Raw genomic sequence first — 17,344 nt, forward strand, 5'->3', positions numbered from 1 at the left:
TCGCGGGTAAACCCGCACCCACAGGGGCAACGCCAGTCCATGGGCACGGGTTCGCCCGTGAACCAGACAACCAGGACTCCGCCCATCAGCCAATATCAAAACTTTTTGATATTGCTATTGCGACGACTGCATCCCCTGTCTAGACTGCCGCCCCATGAACCCAAGCGCGCCCATCATCCATCACCGCAGCGACGAGCTGGCCGCCCTGTGCAAGGCCAGCGGCGATCCGCTGCGCCTGAATGTACTGCGCGCACTGGCCAGTGACTCGTTCGGCGTGCTGGAGCTGGCGCAGATCTTCGACATCGGCCAATCCGGCATGAGCCACCACCTCAAGGTGCTGGCGCAGGCCGAACTGGTGGCCACGCGCCGCGAAGGCAATGCGATCTTCTACCGCCGCGCCCTGCCCGACAGCCTGCGCCTGGGCGGCCGCCTGCACGCGGCCCTGCTCGAAGAGGTGGATGGCCTGGCCCTGGCGCAGGACGTGCAAGCGCGCATCGCCCAAGTGCAACAGCGCCGCGCCGCCACCAGCCAGGACTTCTTCTTGCGCGTGGAAGAAAAGTTTCGTGCCCAGCAAGACTTGATCGCCGGCCTGCCGCAGTACCGCGACAGCCTCTTGGCCCTGCTCGACAACCTAAGCTTCGGCCCCGGCGCCAGCGCGCTGGAAGTCGGCCCCGGCGATGGCGGCTTCCTGCCGGACCTGGCGCGGCGCTTCAATCAGGTCACAGCCCTGGACAATAGCTCGACCATGCTCGAACTGGCCCGCCAAGTCTGCGAGCGCGAAGGGCTGAGTAATGTAAACCTGCAGTTGGCCGATGCACTGGGTGCAACGGATGTGGAAGCCGACTGCGTTGTGCTGAACATGGTGTTGCACCATTTCAGCGACCCGGCCCTGGCCCTGCGCCTGCTGGCCAAACGGGTGAAAGCGGGCGGCAGCCTGCTGGTCACCGAGCTGTGCAGCCATGACCAGAGCTGGGCGCGGGAAGCCTGCGGCGATCTCTGGCTGGGTTTCGAGCAGGACGACCTGGCCCGTTGGGCCCGGGTAGCGGGGCTAGTACCCGGGGACAGCCTCTATGTGGGCTTGCGTAACGGTTTCCAGATTCAGGTCCGCCATTTCCAGCGGACGACTGGCGACACTCACCATCGGTAAATTTTTAGGAACCCGTCGAGATGAGCGAATACTCCCTTTTCACTTCCGAGTCCGTGTCCGAAGGGCATCCGGACAAGATCGCCGACCAGATTTCGGACGCGGTCCTTGATGCAATCATCGCCCAGGACAAATACGCCCGCGTGGCCTGCGAAACCCTGGTCAAAACTGGTGTCGCCATCATTGCCGGCGAAGTGACCACCTCCGCCTGGGTCGACCTGGAAGAGCTGGTGCGCAAAGTCATCATCGACATCGGCTACAACAGCTCCGACGTCGGCTTCGACGGCGCCACCTGCGCCGTGATGAACATCATCGGCAAGCAGTCGGTGGACATCGCCCAAGGCGTCGACCGCTCCAAGCCGGAAGACCAGGGCGCGGGTGACCAGGGCCTGATGTTCGGCTACGCCAGCAACGAAACCGACGTGCTGATGCCTGCCCCGATCTGCTTCTCCCACCGTCTGGTCGAGCGCCAGGCCGAAGCACGCAAGTCCGGCCTGTTGCCGTGGCTGCGTCCGGACGCCAAGTCCCAGGTCACCTGCCGTTACGAAAACGGCAAGGTCGTGGGTATCGATGCCGTGGTCCTGTCGACCCAGCACAACCCGGAAGTCTCCTACAAAGACCTGCGTGAAGCCGTCATGGAGCTGATCGTCAAGCACACCCTGCCTGCCGAGCTGCTGCACAAGGACACCCAGTTCCACATCAACCCGACCGGCAACTTCATCATTGGTGGCCCGGTGGGCGACTGCGGCCTGACCGGTCGCAAGATCATCGTCGACTCCTACGGCGGCATGGCCCGCCACGGTGGCGGCGCGTTCTCCGGCAAGGACCCGTCCAAGGTCGACCGTTCGGCGGCCTACGCCGGCCGCTATGTGGCCAAGAACATCGTCGCCGCAGGCCTGGCCGATCGCTGCGAGATCCAGGTGTCCTACGCCATCGGCGTGGCCCAGCCGACCTCCATCTCGATCAACACCTTCGGCACCGGCAAGATCGCCGACGACAAGATCGTGCAACTGGTCCGCGAGTGCTTCGACCTGCGCCCATACGCCATCACCACCATGCTCGACCTGCTGCACCCGATGTACCAGGAAACCGCTGCCTACGGTCACTTCGGCCGTATCCCACAGCAGAAGACTGTCGGCGACGACACCTTCACCACCTTCACCTGGGAACGTACCGACCGCGTCGACGCCCTGCGCGCCGCAGCCGGTCTGTAAGGGTGAGCGGCTGACTGCAGGCCGCACGCCACAGGTTGCAAGAAAAAGCCCCTGCCGAGTGATCGGCAGGGGCTTTTTCGTGACATATCGGCTGACAACTCCACCCAGCGCCAATGCCTGCGATTGCCTAGCCTGAGCATTCCCTCCCGCCAAGCAAGGATGCTGGCCATGCTTTCAATGCTCATCGCTGCATTGCTCATACTCCTGCCGGTCGTCACTCAGGCCGCCACCTGCCCGACTTGGCCCCAGGTTCGTGCCTCCGATGAACTCACCCGATTGCGCGAAACCCTCGCCGCGTGGGACGACCAGTACCACCGCCAGGGCCATTCACCGGTGGCGGACGAACTGTACGACCAGAGCCGGCAACGCTTGCACATGCTGCAAACCTGCTTCGACCTGCCAGACAGTGATGATCCGCTGGCCAGCGCCCGCGGCACCATTGCTCACCCGATACCCCATACGGGCGTGATCAAACTGGCCGATGAGCAGGCCGTGGCGGGCTGGTTACAAGGAAAACGGGATGTCTGGATACAACCGAAGGTCGATGGCGTTGCAGCGTCGCTGGTGTACCGCCAAGGCCATTTGGTCCAACTGCTAAGCCGCGGCGATGGCGTCCAAGGGCACGACTGGAGCCGCCATATTCCCCACCTGAGCGGCATCACTCGGCAACTGCCGGAGCCCTTGGACCTCGTACTCCAAGGCGAACTCTACTGGCGCCAGGCGCAGCACACGCAAGCCCTGGCCGGCAGCGCCAATGCCCGTGGCACGGTGGCCGGACTGCTGGCGCGCAAGACGCTGGACGATACCCAAGGTACCGACATTGGCCTGTTCGTCTGGGATTGGCCCGACGGGCCGTCCCGACAGGCCGAGCGTCTGTCTCGGTTGGCGGAGCTGGGGTTTGCCGACAGCCAGCGCTACAGCGTCGCCATCGAAACCTTCGAGCAGGCGTCACATTGGCGCCAGCATTGGTACCGCTCGCCCCTGCCCTTCGCTACCGATGGCGTGATCCTGCGCCAGGACAGTCGCCCGCCGGCCAAACGCTGGCGAGCCAGGCCGCCCTCCTGGATAGCGGCCTGGAAGTACCCTTTCCAACAAGCCCTGGCCGAGGTGCGCGAGGTGCGCTTTCGGGTCGGCCGCACCGGTCGCATCACACCCATGCTGCACCTGCACCCGGTCGTGCTGGATGACCGCCGCATCAGCCTGGTCAGCCTCGGCTCACTGGCACGCTGGCAGAAACTCGACATCCGCCCAGGCGATCAGGTGGCGATCACGCTGGCCGGGCTGACGGTACCGCGACTGGAAAGCGTGGTGCACCGCTCGGCGCACCGAGCACCCGTGACGGCGCCGGACGCCACGCAGCACCATCCGCTCAGTTGCTGGCAGCCCGACGACACCTGCAAAGCGCAATTCCTCGCCCGTCTGGCCTGGTTGAGCGGCCGCCAGGGCTTGAAGATGCCCAGCCTTGGCCCTGGCACCTGGGCCCGCCTGGTAGAAAGCGGGGCAGTGGCCAGCCTGCATGATTGGCTGGCCCTGGAGCGTGCCGACCTGCAGCGCATACCAGGCATCGGTACGGCCCGTGCCGAGCAACTGCTGCAAGCCTTCGCCAAGGCTCGCCAGCAACCGTTCGAGCGCTGGTTACGGGCACTCGGCGTTCCGGCTCCCCGCAGCCTGCAACTGGGGCCGGATTGGCAGACGCTCGCGGCCAAGCGCCGCGAACAATGGCTTGCCGAACCCGACATCGGCCCTGGACGCGCCGCGCAACTGGAAGCGTTCTTCACGGATGAAACGCTGGGCCTGCTGGCAAAGCAATTGCGCGCACACGCAATCCAGGGTTTCTAATTTCGTCAGATCAGGGCAGCATTTCGTTTTCCGCTGTCCTGCCTTCGAATGGAGTCCACGATGAAATTGCTTTCGTCCCTTGCACTGTCCGCCCTGCTCAGCCTGGCTGCCAGCCCCCTGCTGGCCGCCGAAGAGCAGCCTGGGCTGACCGGCTGCGCGGCCAAGCGCCAGGCTATCAGCGAACAACTCGAACAAGCGCGCACCCAAGGCAACAGCGAGCAACAGGCCGGCCTGGAAAAGGCCCTGGCCGAAGCCACCGAACACTGCACCGACTCCAGCCTGCGCAAGGAGCGTGAGCAGAAGGTGCTCGAGGCTCGCCACGAAGTGAACCAACGCACCAAGGACCTGGACAAGGCCATGAAGAAAGGCGATCCGGAGAAGATCAACAAGCGCAAGGAAAAGCTCGCCGAGGCCAAGAAGGAGCTGCAGGAAGCGGTCGACGGACTGGAGCGTTGATGTTCAGCGGTACGGAAGTAAGACTTTTCTGAAAGCGATGTAGCACCCGTTTCCAGGGTTCACTCGCCAACCGGTTGTAGGCACTATTCCCTACAAATCTTGTTGCTATTGAAGGAAATGTTCATGAAAGTCCGTTCCGCCCTGACATTGCTGGTCACTCTTGGCCTGGCGACTGGCACCGCGCAGGCAGCGCAGCCCGACCCAGGCCTGACCGGTTGCGCGGCCAAGCGCAGCGCCATCGAGAACCAGCTCGAATACGCCCGCAAGCACAACAACTGGGGTGAGATTCGCGGTCTGGAAAAAGCCTTGAAGGAAAACGCCGCACACTGCACCGACGCCAACCTCAAACAGCAGCGTGAAGCCAAGATCGCCGAGGCCAAGGCGGAAGTAGCCGAACGCAAGGCAGACCTCGCCGAGGCCCAAGCCAAGGGCGACAAGGGCAAGATCGCCAAGCGCGAGCGCAAGCTTGCCGAGTCCGAGGCGCAGCTCAAGCAGGCCGAGTTGGAACTGAACAAGTGACATTGGCTTCCCGGGCTAGCGCTGAGAGGGACATTGCGCGGTAGTTGTGGGAAGCCCTGTCATCGTGGGGCCGCTGCGCGGCCCATCGCAGGCCTCGCCCCCACAGGGCGTGCAAACGCATCTGTGGGGCCGGCCGCAGGCACCGCTCCAGCGGGCAATCAGTGGTTGCGAAACTCCGTATGGCAGGCCTTGCACGCAGCTTCGACCTTGTCCATTGGCGCTTTCAGAGTTGCCGCCTCCAGCGGCTGATCACGGGTCACGCTGACCAGTTCGCCCGTCACCCCCTCCAATTGCCGAGCCAAATCCTGGAAGCGCGCCTGACGCTCCCACACCTCAGGCCGCGCGCTGCTGTCGCCCTCATCCTTGACCTGTGGAAAATGCTGCCACGGCTCGTGGGCCAGGCCCTCGAGCTTCACCGCGCCCTCGGCGAACCGGGCGCCGTCGAACGGTAGCCGCCCACGTAGCATGCCGCCCATATCTTCGCTGGTCTTGAGCATCTGCTTGAAGATCGCCTTGCGCTGGCCCAGTGGTGAGTTAGGATCGACACGGTCACAGGCCGCCAGGGACAGGCCGACCAACAGCAGAACGGTGAAACATTTCAACATCACGGTCACATTGGCAGAGGGAAAGGGCCAACAGTATCCTCGCCTGCTCGACAAAGACCAATACCCTTACGAAAAACATGGGCAGCCCGAATACGCCGCCCATTCAAGGATTCAACCATGAGATCTGCTCTGCGCCACTTTGCCTGGGCGCTTCCCACCCTGGCCCTGCTGGTCGGTTGCAACGGTGGCGAGAACGCCAAACCCGAACCCCACGCCGTGGCGACCTACGCCCCGGCCACCTGGCAAGACCTGCCAAGCGTCAGTGATGACGACCTGCTGGCGGGTTTCCAGGCTTGGCGCAATGGTTGCGAAAAGCTCAAGCGTGACCCGGTCTGGGCCGCTACCTGCGAGGCCGCGGCGCGGATGCCTGAGGACGCCGCCCAGGTCCGCGCCTTCCTGCAGCAGAGCCTGGAGGTCTACGGCCTGCGCTCGGCGCAGAACAACGCCAACGGCCTGATCACCGGCTACTACGAACCGGTCTACCCCGGAAGCCTCAACCGCACCGATGCCGCCCACGTGCCGGTGTATGGCATTCCCGAGGACATGATCGTGGTCGACCTGGCCAGCGTCTATCCAGAGCTCAAGGGCAAACGCCTGCGCGGGCGCCTCGATGGCCGCGTACTCAAGCCCTACGATACCGCTGAAGTGATCAACCGCGACGGCGTAAAAGCACCGGTACTGGCCTGGCTGACCGATCCAATGGACCTGCAGTTCCTGCAGATCCAAGGCTCCGGGCGTATTCAGCTCGAAGACGGGCGCCAACTGCGTCTGGGCTACGCCGACCAGAACGGCCACCCCTATCGCCCCATCGGCCGTTGGCTGGTGGAGCAAGGTCAGTTGAAGAAAGAAGACGTGACCATGGGCAGCATTCACGCCTGGGCCCAGGCCAACCCACAGCGGGTTCCCGAACTGCTGGCCAGCAACCCCAGCTACGTGTTCTTCGGCACCCGTCCAGACAGCAACGAAGGCCCACGCGGCTCGCTGAACGTACCGCTGAGCGCTGGCTACAGCGTCGCCATCGATCGCAAGGTGATCCCCCTGGGCAGCCTGCTGTGGCTGTCCACCACCCGTCCGGATGGCAGCCCGGTGGTGCGACCGGTGGGTGCCCAGGATACGGGCGGCGCCATTACCGGCGAGGTTCGCGCGGACCTGTTCTGGGGGACTGGTCCAGAGGCCGGCGAGCTGGCCGGGAACATGAAGCAGCCAGGGCAGATCTGGATGCTGTGGCCCAAGGGGGCGGCGCTGCCTGAGGTGCCGAAAGTCCCTTGAGTCGATGAGCCTTCTTCGCGGCCCCTCCCACCGGCACAGCGCTATGTTTGAGAACAACGCAGCACCTGTGGGAACGGGTTTACCCGCGTAGAAAGCGACCCGGCTTCAAATGGAGACCACGAAGAACGCCACGATCAGCGCCAGCCCGGCGAACCACACCAACGAACGCAGGATGGCCAAATCGGCCAGGTAGCAAATGATGTAGAGCAGGCGGCTGGTGATGTACAGCACCGCCAGCACATCCTGCGTTACCTGCTCGGCGTTGCCGACGATGTCGGCGACAAGCACCGCGGCGGCAAATGCCGGAAAGGCCTCGAAGCTATTCTGCTGGGCAGCATGGGCACGCCGTGGCAGGCCCGACAAGGTATCGAGGAAGGCGCGCGGGTCGTGATTGTCTCGCAGGCCGAAACGGCCACTGCTCAGCTTCGCCGTCAACCCGCACAGCGGCGGCAGGATCATGGCAATCAGGATGCACCACAGGGCAACGGTCATGGATAGGACTCCTTGTTCAAATGGTCGGTTTCAGAGCTTCATCACCAGCATGCCTGCCAGGACCAGCCCGCAAGCTAGGAGTCTTAGCCCGCCAAAAGGTTCTTTGAGGTAACGCATGCCCAGCAGCACCACGAGGATCACGCTCAACTCCCGCAGCGCCGCAGCTTCAGCAACCGACCCCAAGTGCATGGCCCACAACACCAGGGCATAGCTCAGCAGCACGCATATCCCCACTGCCAGCCCGAGGCGCCATTGAGTGCGCCAGAACAGCACGAATGGCGCCCGCCGCGCCACGCTTGCCAACAGCGGAAAGGGCCAGGCACTGAGCAAGGTCAACCAGACCAGGTAATCCAACGGCTTGCCCCAAAGCTGCACGGCCCTGCCATCGAACCAGGTATAGCAACCGATGCACAGGCCGATCAGCGCGACCACCGGCAGCATCGACCACGGCAGGCGGTCACCGCCGCCGCCCTGCCACAACAAGCAGGCCATGCCGCAAGGAATCAGCAGAATGCCGATGATCTGCTTGTCGCTCAGCGATTCGCCGGCAAAGGCCAGTGTCAGCCCCAGCACCACCAAGGGCGACAAACCGCGCATCAGAGGATAGACCAGCCCCAGGTCGCCGACCCGATACGCCTGGATCAATAGAAAACGGTACAGCTGCTCAGCCAGCGCCGAAGCGAGCAACCAGGGCCAGATGTGCGCAGGTGGAACGTCTACGAATGCCACTGCCGCCACGGCGAAAGCCAGAGCTACAAGGTCCATGCTGGCGATCACCAGCAGGCGCTCACCACTGAATTTGATCAGGGTATTCCAGGTCGCGTGGAGCAGGGCCGCGACCAAAACCAGCGAAGTTGCCAACACGGGAGGGTCCTTGCACAGAGTCCAGGCCCTCGTTGGCCTGATTGTCCGACACTATATCGATTTCCGGGCCCGATGTAGGAGTCGGCGCCCTGTCTGGCGGAACGAATCCCACGGATTGGGTCATAAGGTGTGTCCCGAAACGCTCACCAGGTCATCAAAGAACTGCCCGAGCGCTTCGGGTAACGACTTGGAAGCCACTGTTACAGGATTTGGGATGCTTGAACTTGTTGCCGCTTTTATCTGCCTGACCACCCTCCTCACCTACGTCAACTATCGCTTCATAGGCCTGCCACCGGCCATTGGCGTGATGGTCACCGCACTGCTGTTTTCCTTGATCCTCCAGGGCCTGAGCCTGATCGGCTTCCCCGGCCTGGAAGCACGCGTCGAGGGGCTGATGAACCAGATCGACTTCAACGACCTGTTGATGCACTGGATGCTGTCGTTCCTGCTGTTCGCCGGTGCGCTGCATGTCAACCTCGCCGATCTGCGCAGCTACCGCTGGCCGATCGGCCTGCTGGCCACCTTCGGCGTACTGATCGCCACGGTGGTGATCGGCTATCTGGCCCATTGGGTCTTCTCGTTGTTCGGCTGGAACGTGCCGCTGATCTACTGCCTGCTGTTCGGCGCGCTGATCTCCCCCACCGACCCGATCGCCGTGCTCGGCGCACTGCGTACCGCCAATGCCTCCAAGCCACTCAAGACCACGATCGTGGGCGAGTCGCTGTTCAATGACGGCACGGCGGTGGTGGTGTTCACCGTGCTGCTGGGTATCGTCCAGCTCGGCGAGGCGCCAAGCTTCGCCGACACCGCACTGTTGTTCGCCCGCGAGGCCATCGGCGGGATCGTCTTTGGCGGCGTGATCGGTTACGCCACCTACCGCATGATCAAGAGCGTCGAGCAGTACCAGGTCGAGGTGATGCTGACCCTGGCGTTGGTGATCGGCGGCTCGGCCATGTGCTACGAACTGCACGTCTCGGCGCCAATCGCCATGGTGGTGGCCGGCCTGATCATCGGCAACCTGGGGCGCAACCTGGCGATGAACGACATGACGCGTCGCTACATGGATGGTTTCTGGGAACTGATCGACGACATGCTCAACGCCCTGCTGTTCGCCCTGATCGGCCTGGAGTTGTTGCTGCTGCCGTTCAACTGGCTGCACCTGGCCGCCGGGGCCGTGCTGGCCGTGGCGGTGCTGCTGTCGCGCCTGCTGACCGTGGCGCCTGCGATCGTGTTGCTGCGCCGCTGGCGTAGCGTGCCCAAAGGCACCGTCCGCGTACTAACCTGGGGTGGCCTGCGCGGCGGGGTATCAGTAGCTCTGGCACTGTCGCTGCCCGTAGGCGCCGAGCGTGACCTGCTGCTGTCGATCACCTACATCGTGGTGCTGTCGTCGATCCTGGTGCAGGGCTTGAGCATCGGGCGGGTGGTGCGCGGGGTCAGTGCACAGCCTTGAAAAGGCCGGGGCCGCTTGGCGGCCCTTTCGCGGCACAAGGCCGCTCCTACACAGGTACAGCGCTATACCTGTAGGCACTGGCGAAGCCTGCGATGGGCTGCCAAGCAGCCCCATTGCCACCACGGCCTGCTGTGCGGCATAAGGCTGCCTCTACGGAGCATCGCGCTCGCCTGCAGAAGCTGCCTGCGAAATCACTCCACCGCGGTATCGGGGAACTGATCCTGGATGTACTTGATTTCGGTACGCCCATGCGCTGCCGGCAGGCCATCTTCCCCCAGGTTGACGAAAACCATCTTGTCGACCGTGAGAATGGCCTTGCGGGTGATCTTGTTGCGCACTTCGCACTTGAGGGTGATGGAGGTACGGCCGAACTCGGTGGCGGTGATGCCCAGCTCGATGATGTCACCCTGGCGCGAAGCACTGACGAAGTTGATTTCCGACATGTACTTGGTGACCACGCGCTGGTTGCCCAGCTGGACGATGGCGTAGATCGCCGCCTCTTCGTCGATCCAGCGCAGCAGGCTGCCGCCGAACAGGGTGCCGTTGGGGTTGAGGTCTTCGGGTTTTACCCACTTGCGGGTGTGGAAATTCATCGGTACTCCTAACCTGCATGACTGACATAGGGTAATGATGGCAGAGCCTTCGGCAGCGCTCCATTGAACATCGACTATCGTCTCGATTAGTCGACAGAAAACCTTGGGCGTGGCACGACGCCACGGCTATAATCCCTGCCGATTCACATGGCCACCCGCCACGGGGGCCATCCCGCCACCCATCCGAGGGGCGCTGCAGCAGGCTCGGCCTGTCAGGCTCGGTTGGGGCGTTGTCCGCACTGCGGACGCCTAACGCACAACGGCGCCCATTCGCACACTACGAATGGAGGCTCTCGATGAGCGCTGTAAACACGCCTGCAGGTTTTTCCGACTTCAAGGTCGCCGACATTTCCCTGGCCGATTGGGGTCGCAAGGAAGTCATCATCGCCGAATCGGAAATGCCCGCGCTGATGGGCCTGCGCCGCAAGTACCAGGCTGAGCAACCGCTCAAGGGCGCCAAGATCCTGGGCTGCATCCACATGACCATCCAGACTGCCGTGCTGATCGAGACCCTGGTTGCCCTGGGCGCCGAAGTGCGCTGGTCGTCGTGCAACATCTTCTCGACCCAGGACCAGGCCGCTGCCGCCATCGCCGCCGCCGGCATCCCTGTCTTCGCCTGGAAGGGCGAGACCGAGCAGGAATACGAATGGTGCATCGAGCAGACCATCCTCAAGGACGGCCAGCCATGGGACGCCAACATGGTCCTGGACGACGGCGGTGACCTGACCGAAATCCTGCACAAGAAATACCCGGCGATGCTGGAGAAGATCCACGGCATCACCGAAGAGACCACCACCGGCGTGCACCGCCTGCTGGACATGCTGGCCAAAGGCGAGCTGAAGGTTCCGGCGATCAACGTCAACGACTCGGTCACCAAGAGCAAGAACGACAACAAGTACGGCTGCCGTCACAGCCTCAACGACGCCATCAAGCGTGGCACCGACCACCTGCTGTCGGGCAAGCAAGCCCTGGTGATCGGCTACGGTGACGTGGGCAAGGGCTCGGCCCAGTCCCTGCGTCAGGAAGGCATGATCGTCAAAGTCACCGAAGTCGATCCGATCTGCGCCATGCAGGCCTGCATGGATGGCTTCGAAGTCGTTTCCCCGTTCAAGGACGGCATCAACACCGGCACCGAAGCGGGCATCAACAAGGACCTGCTGGGCCGCATCGACCTGATCGTCACCACCACCGGTAACGTCAACGTCTGCGACGCCAACATGCTCAAGGCCCTGAAGAAGCGCGCCGTGGTCTGCAACATCGGTCACTTCGACAACGAGATCGACACCGCCTTCATGCGCAAGAACTGGGCATGGGAAGAGGTCAAGCCGCAAGTTCACAAGATCCACCGTACCGGCGCTGGCACCTTCGATCCGCAGAACGACGACTACCTGATCCTGCTGGCCGAAGGCCGCCTGGTGAACCTGGGCAATGCCACTGGCCACCCAAGCCGCATCATGGATGGCTCGTTCGCCAACCAGGTCCTGGCCCAGATCTTCCTGTTCGAGCAGAAGTTCGCCCAACTGCCTGCCGCGCAGAAAGCCGAGCGTCTGACCGTCGAAGTACTGCCCAAGAAACTCGACGAAGAAGTCGCCCTGGAGATGGTCCGCGGCTTCGGCGGCGTGGTCACCCAGCTGACCCCGCAACAGGCCGAGTACATCGGCGTGACCGTCGAAGGCCCGTTCAAGCCGGACGCCTACCGCTACTAAGCGGCTAGCTCGAAGCATCAAGCGGCAAGCAAAGCTAGGCCGCGCCCATGCCGCTTGTTGCTTGAGTCCCGAGGACTTGAACGATGCCCAAGCCAGATCGGCCATCACCGATCTGGCTTTTACTTGCAGCTAGCCGCATGAAGCTTGCTGCTCGAGGAACGAGTGATGTCACAAGAACGCCGCTACAGTTTCGAGTTTTTCCCCACCAAGACCGACGCCGGCCATGAAAAGCTGATGGCCGTCGCTCGCCAACTGGCGGGCTACAACCCTGATTTCTTCTCCTGCACCTACGGTGCCGGTGGTTCCACCCGCGACCGCACCCTGAACACGGTGCTGCAGCTGGAAAGCGAAGTGAAGATTCCTGCCGCGCCGCACCTGTCCTGCGTCGGCGACAGCAAGGAAGAGCTGCGCGCACTGATCGCCCAGTACAAGGCGGCAGGCATCAAGCGCATCGTTGCCCTGCGCGGTGACCTCCCGTCGGGCATGGGCATGGCCTATGGCGAGCTGCGCTATGCCAGCGACCTGGTCGAGTTCATCCGCCAGGAAAGCGGCGATCACTTCCACCTGGAAGTCGCGGCGTACCCAGAGATGCACCCCCAAGCGCGTAATTTCGAGTCCGATCTCGCCAACTTCGTGCACAAGGTCAAGGCCGGTGCGAACAGCGCCATCACCCAATACTTCTTCAACGCCGAGAGCTACTTCTACTTCGTCGAGCGTGCGCAGAAGATGGGCGTGGACATCCCGGTCGTGCCCGGCATCATGCCGATCACCAACTACAGCAAGCTGGCGCGCTTCTCCGATGCCTGCGGTGCTGAAATCCCTCGCTGGATTCGCAAGCAGCTGGAAGCCTATGGCGATGACACCGCCAGCATCCAGGCGTTTGGCGAAGAGGTGATCACCCGCATGTGCGAGCAACTGCTGCAAGGCGGCGCCCCCGGCCTGCACTTCTACACACTGAACCAGGCCGAGCCGAGCCTGGCGATTTGGAACAACCTGAAGCTGCCGCGCTGACACATTTCGCTAACAGGTCCTTAAGGCAAACTTAAGGTGTTGGTATTAGGCTAGAGCCTTTCATCCTGCCCAAGACCTGTTAGCGAGCAGCCCATGCAGCCTTTGCCTCCCACTGCCCCCCAGCTCATCTACCTGGCGTTCGGCGCAAAGACCTACCATCAGGAAGCCTGCTTCAGCATCATCAGTGCCCTTGCCCAGCTGAAAAAGGCCGGCAACCAGGTCCTGGACATTCAGGTCCATACCGACGATCGCGCGCCTTACGCAAAGCTGCCGGTCACCGTTCACCTGATCGACGACGCAACCCGCGCGACCTGGGCCCAGCCCCATGGCTATCACTTTCGCAGCAAGCACGTGCTGTTGCGCCAGGCCCTCGAGCAGCATCCCCAGGCCGTGCTGATCGACACCGACACGTTCTTCCGTCAATCGCCCATGGAACTGCTGCGCCGCGTCAAGCCTGGCAACCTGCTGTGCAATGCCATTGGCGCACGCTATGGCGAAAACCCAAAGACCGACCTGTACCAAGGCCTGCGTAGCATCCTGCACGAGCGAGGCCTGGCGGATGACCACATGAACCTGGTCAATTCCGGCGTCATCGGGCTGGCAGCAGAGGATGCAGCGATACTCGACCAGTCGATCGCGATGATGGACGAGTTCCACCCCATCGTCCCCAACGCCTATACCCTCGAAGAGTTCTGCCTGGCCGTCGCGGCCTACCGCACGCTCACGGTGACCGACTGCACCGACGTCATCCATCACTACTGGAGCCGCAAAGACCTGTTCCGCGCCAAGATCCAGGCCTGGCTGCGTAAACACGGCGATGACCCTCTGAGCGAGGCGGCCCTGGCTGATGTAGCCCTGGTCAATGACCGCCTGCCAAAGCCACCCACCTTGCACCGTCTGGGTTACAAAGCCTTGAGCCTGACCCTGCCCAGCCACCAACGCCAGTTCGCCCGGGAGCTGCTGTATGGTTGCTACCCCTATGCCAATGAGTTCGACCGGGCCTGCACCTTCGCCTGGTGGGACAAGGCGCTGGAAAACCTTCAGCAACGCCATGGGCGTCTGGACAGCGAGCAACTGCACCAATTGCTGCACCATCCTGGCCTGCGCCTCTCTTTGGGGAGCAAATACCGAGACGTGCAAGAACATCTGCTCAAACCTGACAAAAGCTGACAATACGCTTCACTGGCCCCAGACAGACATTGGACGTACTCTGCCGCCATGCCTGACTTCATCCGTCTTCTTTGTGCCCTGCTGCTCGTCTGCCTGAGCCCAATTGCCCAGGCGGAGCGCCTGCGTCTGGTCAGTGACGACTGGGCGCCCTACATCTATTGGGAAGATGGCCAACCCAGGGGCATCGACTATGAAGTCACCAGCGAAGTGCTCAAGCGACTCGGCATCGACGTCGACTGGCAACTCATGCCCTGGAAGCGCTGTCTGGCCATGGTGCAGCAAGGCTTGGCCGACGGCGTGATGGACATCTTCCAGATCGACTCACGCAAGCCGTTCATGTTCTATCCGGACGAACCGCTCTCCAAGGTGGAGTTCGTACTGTTCCAGAACAACGTCAAGCCCCACGCCATCGAACGCCTGGAAGACCTTGAGGGCCTTACCGTAGGCACCTCGCCGGGCTATACCTATAACCCGGCATTCAGCGAGTCCCCTCTGTTTCGTCGGGAGCCGGCGCCCACCCATGAAGCGAATTTCGGCAAGTTGATGCTCGGACGTATCGATCTGCTGGTCACGGACCGCCGTGCGGGGCGCCAATTACGCCGGCAACTGGGGCTTGAGGGACAGGTCCAGGAGCTGCCCCTGGTGATCAGCCGACACTCGCAGTACCTCGGCCTGGCGCACAAGCCCGGGCGAGAACGCTTGGCCCAGGCCTTCGCCGACGAGCTGCGACGCTTCAAGCAGGACCCCGCCTATGCGGCCATCAATGCCCGGTACGACAGCGACCTTGGCAATATTCCTGACGCCGTTGAGCAGCACGAACGCAGCACACCGCGATAGCTCTGTTATACTCGGGCCTTCCCGCCCGGCTCACGCCCGGACGCTCGGCCTCGCAACAGGCATCTCGACCCGTCGGCAACGCACTCCCAGTGCCACCCGCCGCTTCCCGGATGCGCAGTGAATGCCCAGCTGGACCGGACGCGATCGCATCTCGCCGATGCCCGTCGCGCCAGGCAGATCATCCCATCGGGCCCAGCCCCCACGAGAACAGGATTGCCCATGTCCTTTGCTTCCCTCGGTCTCTCCGAGGCTCTTGTCCGCGCTATCGAGGCTGCGGGCTATACCCAGCCCACTCCGGTGCAACAGCGGGCCATTCCCGCCGTGTTGCAAGGTCGCGACCTGATGGTCGCCGCCCAGACAGGTACTGGTAAAACCGGCGGTTTCGCACTGCCGATCCTCGAGCGTCTGTTCCCGGGTGGCCACCCTGACAAATCCCAGCGTCACGGTCCGCGCCAGCCACGCGTACTGGTGCTGACCCCGACCCGCGAACTGGCGGCCCAGGTACACGACAGCTTCAAGGTCTATGCCCGTGACCTGAACCTGATCAGCGCCTGCATCTTTGGCGGTGTCGGCATGAACCCGCAGATCCAGGCCATGGCCAAGGGCGTCGACGTCCTGGTCGCTTGCCCGGGCCGTCTGCTCGACCTGGCCGGTCAAGGCAGCGTGGACCTGTCCCACGTGGAAATCCTGGTCCTCGATGAAGCCGACCGCATGCTCGACATGGGCTTCATCCACGACGTCAAGAAGGTCCTGTCCCGCCTGCCGGCCAAACGCCAGAACCTGCTGTTCTCGGCGACCTTCTCCAAAGACATCACCGACCTTGCCGACAAGCTGCTGCACAACCCTGAGCGCATCGAGGTCACGCCGCCGAACACCACGGTCGAGCGTATCGAGCAACGGGTCTATCGCCTGCCGGCCAGCCACAAGCGTGCCCTGCTGGCCCACCTGATCACCCTCGGTGCCTGGGAGCAGGTGCTGGTGTTCACCCGCACCAAGCATGGCGCCAACCGCCTGGCCGAGTACCTGGAAAAGCACGGCCTGAGCGCCGCCGCGATCCACGGCAACAAGAGCCAGAACGCCCGCACCAAGGCCTTGGCCGACTTCAAGGCCAACACCGTGCGCGTGCTGGTCGCCACCGATATCGCCGCGCGCGGCCTGGATATCGACCAACTGCCTCACGTGGTCAACTTCGAGCTGCCCAATGTCGAGGAAGATTACGTCCACCGCATCGGCCGCACCGGTCGCGCGGGCCGCTCGGGCGAAGCCATCTCCATGGTCGCGCCTGATGAGGAAAAACTGCTCAAGAGCATTGAGCGGGTCACCAAGCAGAAGATCCCGGACGGTGACCTGATGGGCTTCGACCCAAGCCAGGTGGAAGCCGAGAAACCGGAAGTCCGCGAACGCCCGCAGAACAACGGCCGTGGTGGTCGCAACCAGCAGCGCGCCGAAGGCAGCAAGGACGGCAGCGGCGGTCGCAAGGACAAAGGCAAGGATAAAGGCAAGGCCAAGCAGCACGCCGCCGAGAAGCCAGCCGAGCAGGAAAAGGCCGGCGAGAAATCCCAGCAGCAGCGCAAGCCACGCAACAAGAAGCCACGCCAACAGCAAGCGGCCCAAGGCCAGAGCGCCATGCCGTCGGCCCCGGTGGACCGTGATCCGGAAGAGTTCCTGGACGACGACATCGACAACTTCGGCAACCGCGCCGACTACGTCAGTCCTTACCAGAACGCCAAGAACCAAGGCCGTAACCGTCGTCCTGGCGGCAATGGTGGTCAGCAAGGCCAAAACCAAGGCCAGCGCACTGGCAGCGGCCAGCCGCGCAGCAACGGCGGCCAGCGCAAAGGGCAAGGTCAGAGCCAGGGCCAGGGCTCCGGCGAGAAACGTGCCCGCAACAACAACGGTGGTGCACGTCGCGACAACAATGGTGGCGGTCGCAATCGCTCCTCGAGCCGCGACGACTTCTCCCGCCAGGAACCAGCCGTTCGCAGCCCGCGTGAAACCCACCAGCCGGTGATCATCCGCAAGGAATCCAAGCTCGATCGCTACCCGACGCCAGAGCAGCTCGATGATCTGCCGAGCCGTCCGCGCGGTGAGCGTCCAGCCTTGCTGACCCGCAAGGGCTGATCCCGCAGCGCCTACGCAAACGAAAACGCCGCCCAATGGGCGGCGTTTTCGTTA

The 17,344-nt window shown here is 63.1% G+C and carries 16 protein-coding genes and 1 riboswitch; of the genes, 12 read left to right on the forward strand and 4 right to left on the reverse strand.

Annotated features, from left to right (window positions below; all coding sequences use genetic code 11):
* Window positions 1–154 precede the first annotated feature (154 nt).
* The 5 genes from ACNFCH_RS02660 to ACNFCH_RS02680 all read left to right on the forward strand — a co-directional run bounded on the left by ACNFCH_RS02660 (window position 155) and on the right by ACNFCH_RS02680 (window position 5,172).
* Window positions 155–1,147, forward strand: a complete 993-nt coding sequence (locus tag ACNFCH_RS02660; protein WP_416742195.1) for an ArsR/SmtB family transcription factor — start codon at window positions 155–157, stop codon at window positions 1,145–1,147.
* A gap of 20 nt (window positions 1,148–1,167) precedes the next feature.
* Window positions 1,168–2,358 carry a methionine adenosyltransferase gene (gene metK / locus ACNFCH_RS02665; protein WP_196162517.1) on the forward strand — a complete coding sequence of 397 codons (1,191 nt, stop codon included), beginning with the start codon at window positions 1,168–1,170 and terminating at the stop codon, window positions 2,356–2,358.
* Between the two features lie 177 nt (window positions 2,359–2,535).
* Window positions 2,536–4,197 (forward strand): NAD-dependent DNA ligase LigB, encoded by a 1,662-nt coding sequence (gene ligB / locus ACNFCH_RS02670; protein WP_416742244.1) that lies wholly within the window; start codon window positions 2,536–2,538, stop codon window positions 4,195–4,197.
* A 60-nt stretch (window positions 4,198–4,257) separates the two neighbouring features.
* The gene (locus ACNFCH_RS02675) at window positions 4,258–4,653 is read left to right on the forward strand and encodes a DUF1090 domain-containing protein (protein ID WP_196162515.1); all 396 of its coding nucleotides are present in this window, start codon (window positions 4,258–4,260) and stop codon (window positions 4,651–4,653) included.
* A 123-nt stretch (window positions 4,654–4,776) separates the two neighbouring features.
* Complete coding sequence (locus tag ACNFCH_RS02680) at window positions 4,777–5,172, forward strand: DUF1090 domain-containing protein (protein ID WP_337156771.1); 396 nt, start codon at window positions 4,777–4,779, stop codon at window positions 5,170–5,172.
* 158 nt (window positions 5,173–5,330) lie between these two features.
* On the opposite strand, the gene ACNFCH_RS02685 is transcribed toward ACNFCH_RS02680, so the two are convergent.
* Window positions 5,331–5,777, reverse strand: a complete 447-nt coding sequence (locus ACNFCH_RS02685; protein WP_416742196.1) for a c-type cytochrome — start codon at window positions 5,775–5,777, stop codon at window positions 5,331–5,333.
* Window positions 5,778–5,894: 117 nt separating this feature from the next.
* Between ACNFCH_RS02685 and ACNFCH_RS02690 the strand changes: the two genes are divergently transcribed.
* Window positions 5,895–7,046: a murein transglycosylase A gene (locus ACNFCH_RS02690; RefSeq protein ID WP_416742197.1), complete on the forward strand. Its 1,152-nt coding sequence runs from the start codon at window positions 5,895–5,897 to the stop codon at window positions 7,044–7,046.
* A gap of 105 nt (window positions 7,047–7,151) precedes the next feature.
* Here the strand turns inward: ACNFCH_RS02690 and ACNFCH_RS02695 are convergent, their stop codons facing one another.
* Window positions 7,152–7,538: an MAPEG family protein gene (locus ACNFCH_RS02695; RefSeq protein WP_196162511.1), complete on the reverse strand. Its 387-nt coding sequence runs from the start codon at window positions 7,536–7,538 to the stop codon at window positions 7,152–7,154.
* Between the two features lie 30 nt (window positions 7,539–7,568).
* Window positions 7,569–8,402 carry an EamA family transporter gene (locus ACNFCH_RS02700; RefSeq protein ID WP_416742198.1) on the reverse strand — a complete coding sequence of 278 codons (834 nt, stop codon included), beginning with the start codon at window positions 8,400–8,402 and terminating at the stop codon, window positions 7,569–7,571.
* 214 nt (window positions 8,403–8,616) lie between these two features.
* Between ACNFCH_RS02700 and ACNFCH_RS02705 the strand changes: the two genes are divergently transcribed.
* Window positions 8,617–9,852, forward strand: a complete 1,236-nt coding sequence (locus ACNFCH_RS02705) for a cation:proton antiporter (protein WP_416742199.1) — start codon at window positions 8,617–8,619, stop codon at window positions 9,850–9,852.
* 191 nt (window positions 9,853–10,043) lie between these two features.
* On the opposite strand, the gene ACNFCH_RS02710 is transcribed toward ACNFCH_RS02705, so the two are convergent.
* A complete protein-coding gene (locus tag ACNFCH_RS02710; RefSeq protein ID WP_070090552.1) occupies window positions 10,044–10,445 on the reverse strand; it encodes an acyl-CoA thioesterase in 402 nt (133 codons plus the stop codon).
* A gap of 179 nt (window positions 10,446–10,624) precedes the next feature.
* Window positions 10,625–10,720: riboswitch (S-adenosyl-L-homocysteine riboswitch) on the forward strand.
* A gap of 21 nt (window positions 10,721–10,741) precedes the next feature.
* Between ACNFCH_RS02710 and ahcY the strand changes: the two genes are divergently transcribed.
* The 5 genes from ahcY (at window position 10,742) to ACNFCH_RS02735 (ending at window position 17,290) form a co-directional block, all read left to right on the forward strand.
* Window positions 10,742–12,151: an adenosylhomocysteinase gene (gene ahcY, locus ACNFCH_RS02715; RefSeq protein ID WP_323113367.1), complete on the forward strand. Its 1,410-nt coding sequence runs from the start codon at window positions 10,742–10,744 to the stop codon at window positions 12,149–12,151.
* Between the two features lie 165 nt (window positions 12,152–12,316).
* A complete protein-coding gene (gene metF, locus ACNFCH_RS02720; RefSeq protein ID WP_196162507.1) occupies window positions 12,317–13,162 on the forward strand; it encodes a methylenetetrahydrofolate reductase [NAD(P)H] in 846 nt (281 codons plus the stop codon).
* 93 nt (window positions 13,163–13,255) lie between these two features.
* Window positions 13,256–14,332: a hypothetical protein gene (locus ACNFCH_RS02725; RefSeq protein ID WP_337156776.1), complete on the forward strand. Its 1,077-nt coding sequence runs from the start codon at window positions 13,256–13,258 to the stop codon at window positions 14,330–14,332.
* A gap of 48 nt (window positions 14,333–14,380) precedes the next feature.
* On the forward strand, window positions 14,381–15,169 hold the full coding sequence (locus ACNFCH_RS02730; RefSeq protein WP_337156777.1) for a substrate-binding periplasmic protein: 789 nt from the start codon (window positions 14,381–14,383) through the stop codon (window positions 15,167–15,169).
* Window positions 15,170–15,388: 219 nt separating this feature from the next.
* The gene (locus ACNFCH_RS02735) at window positions 15,389–17,290 is read left to right on the forward strand and encodes a DEAD/DEAH box helicase (RefSeq protein ID WP_337156778.1); all 1,902 of its coding nucleotides are present in this window, start codon (window positions 15,389–15,391) and stop codon (window positions 17,288–17,290) included.
* Window positions 17,291–17,344: the final 54 nt, after the last annotated feature.

Origin of the sequence: Pseudomonas sp. NY15354, from assembly GCF_048068075.1 — a bacterium.
GTDB lineage: Bacteria > Pseudomonadota > Gammaproteobacteria > Pseudomonadales > Pseudomonadaceae > Aquipseudomonas > Aquipseudomonas guariconensis_C.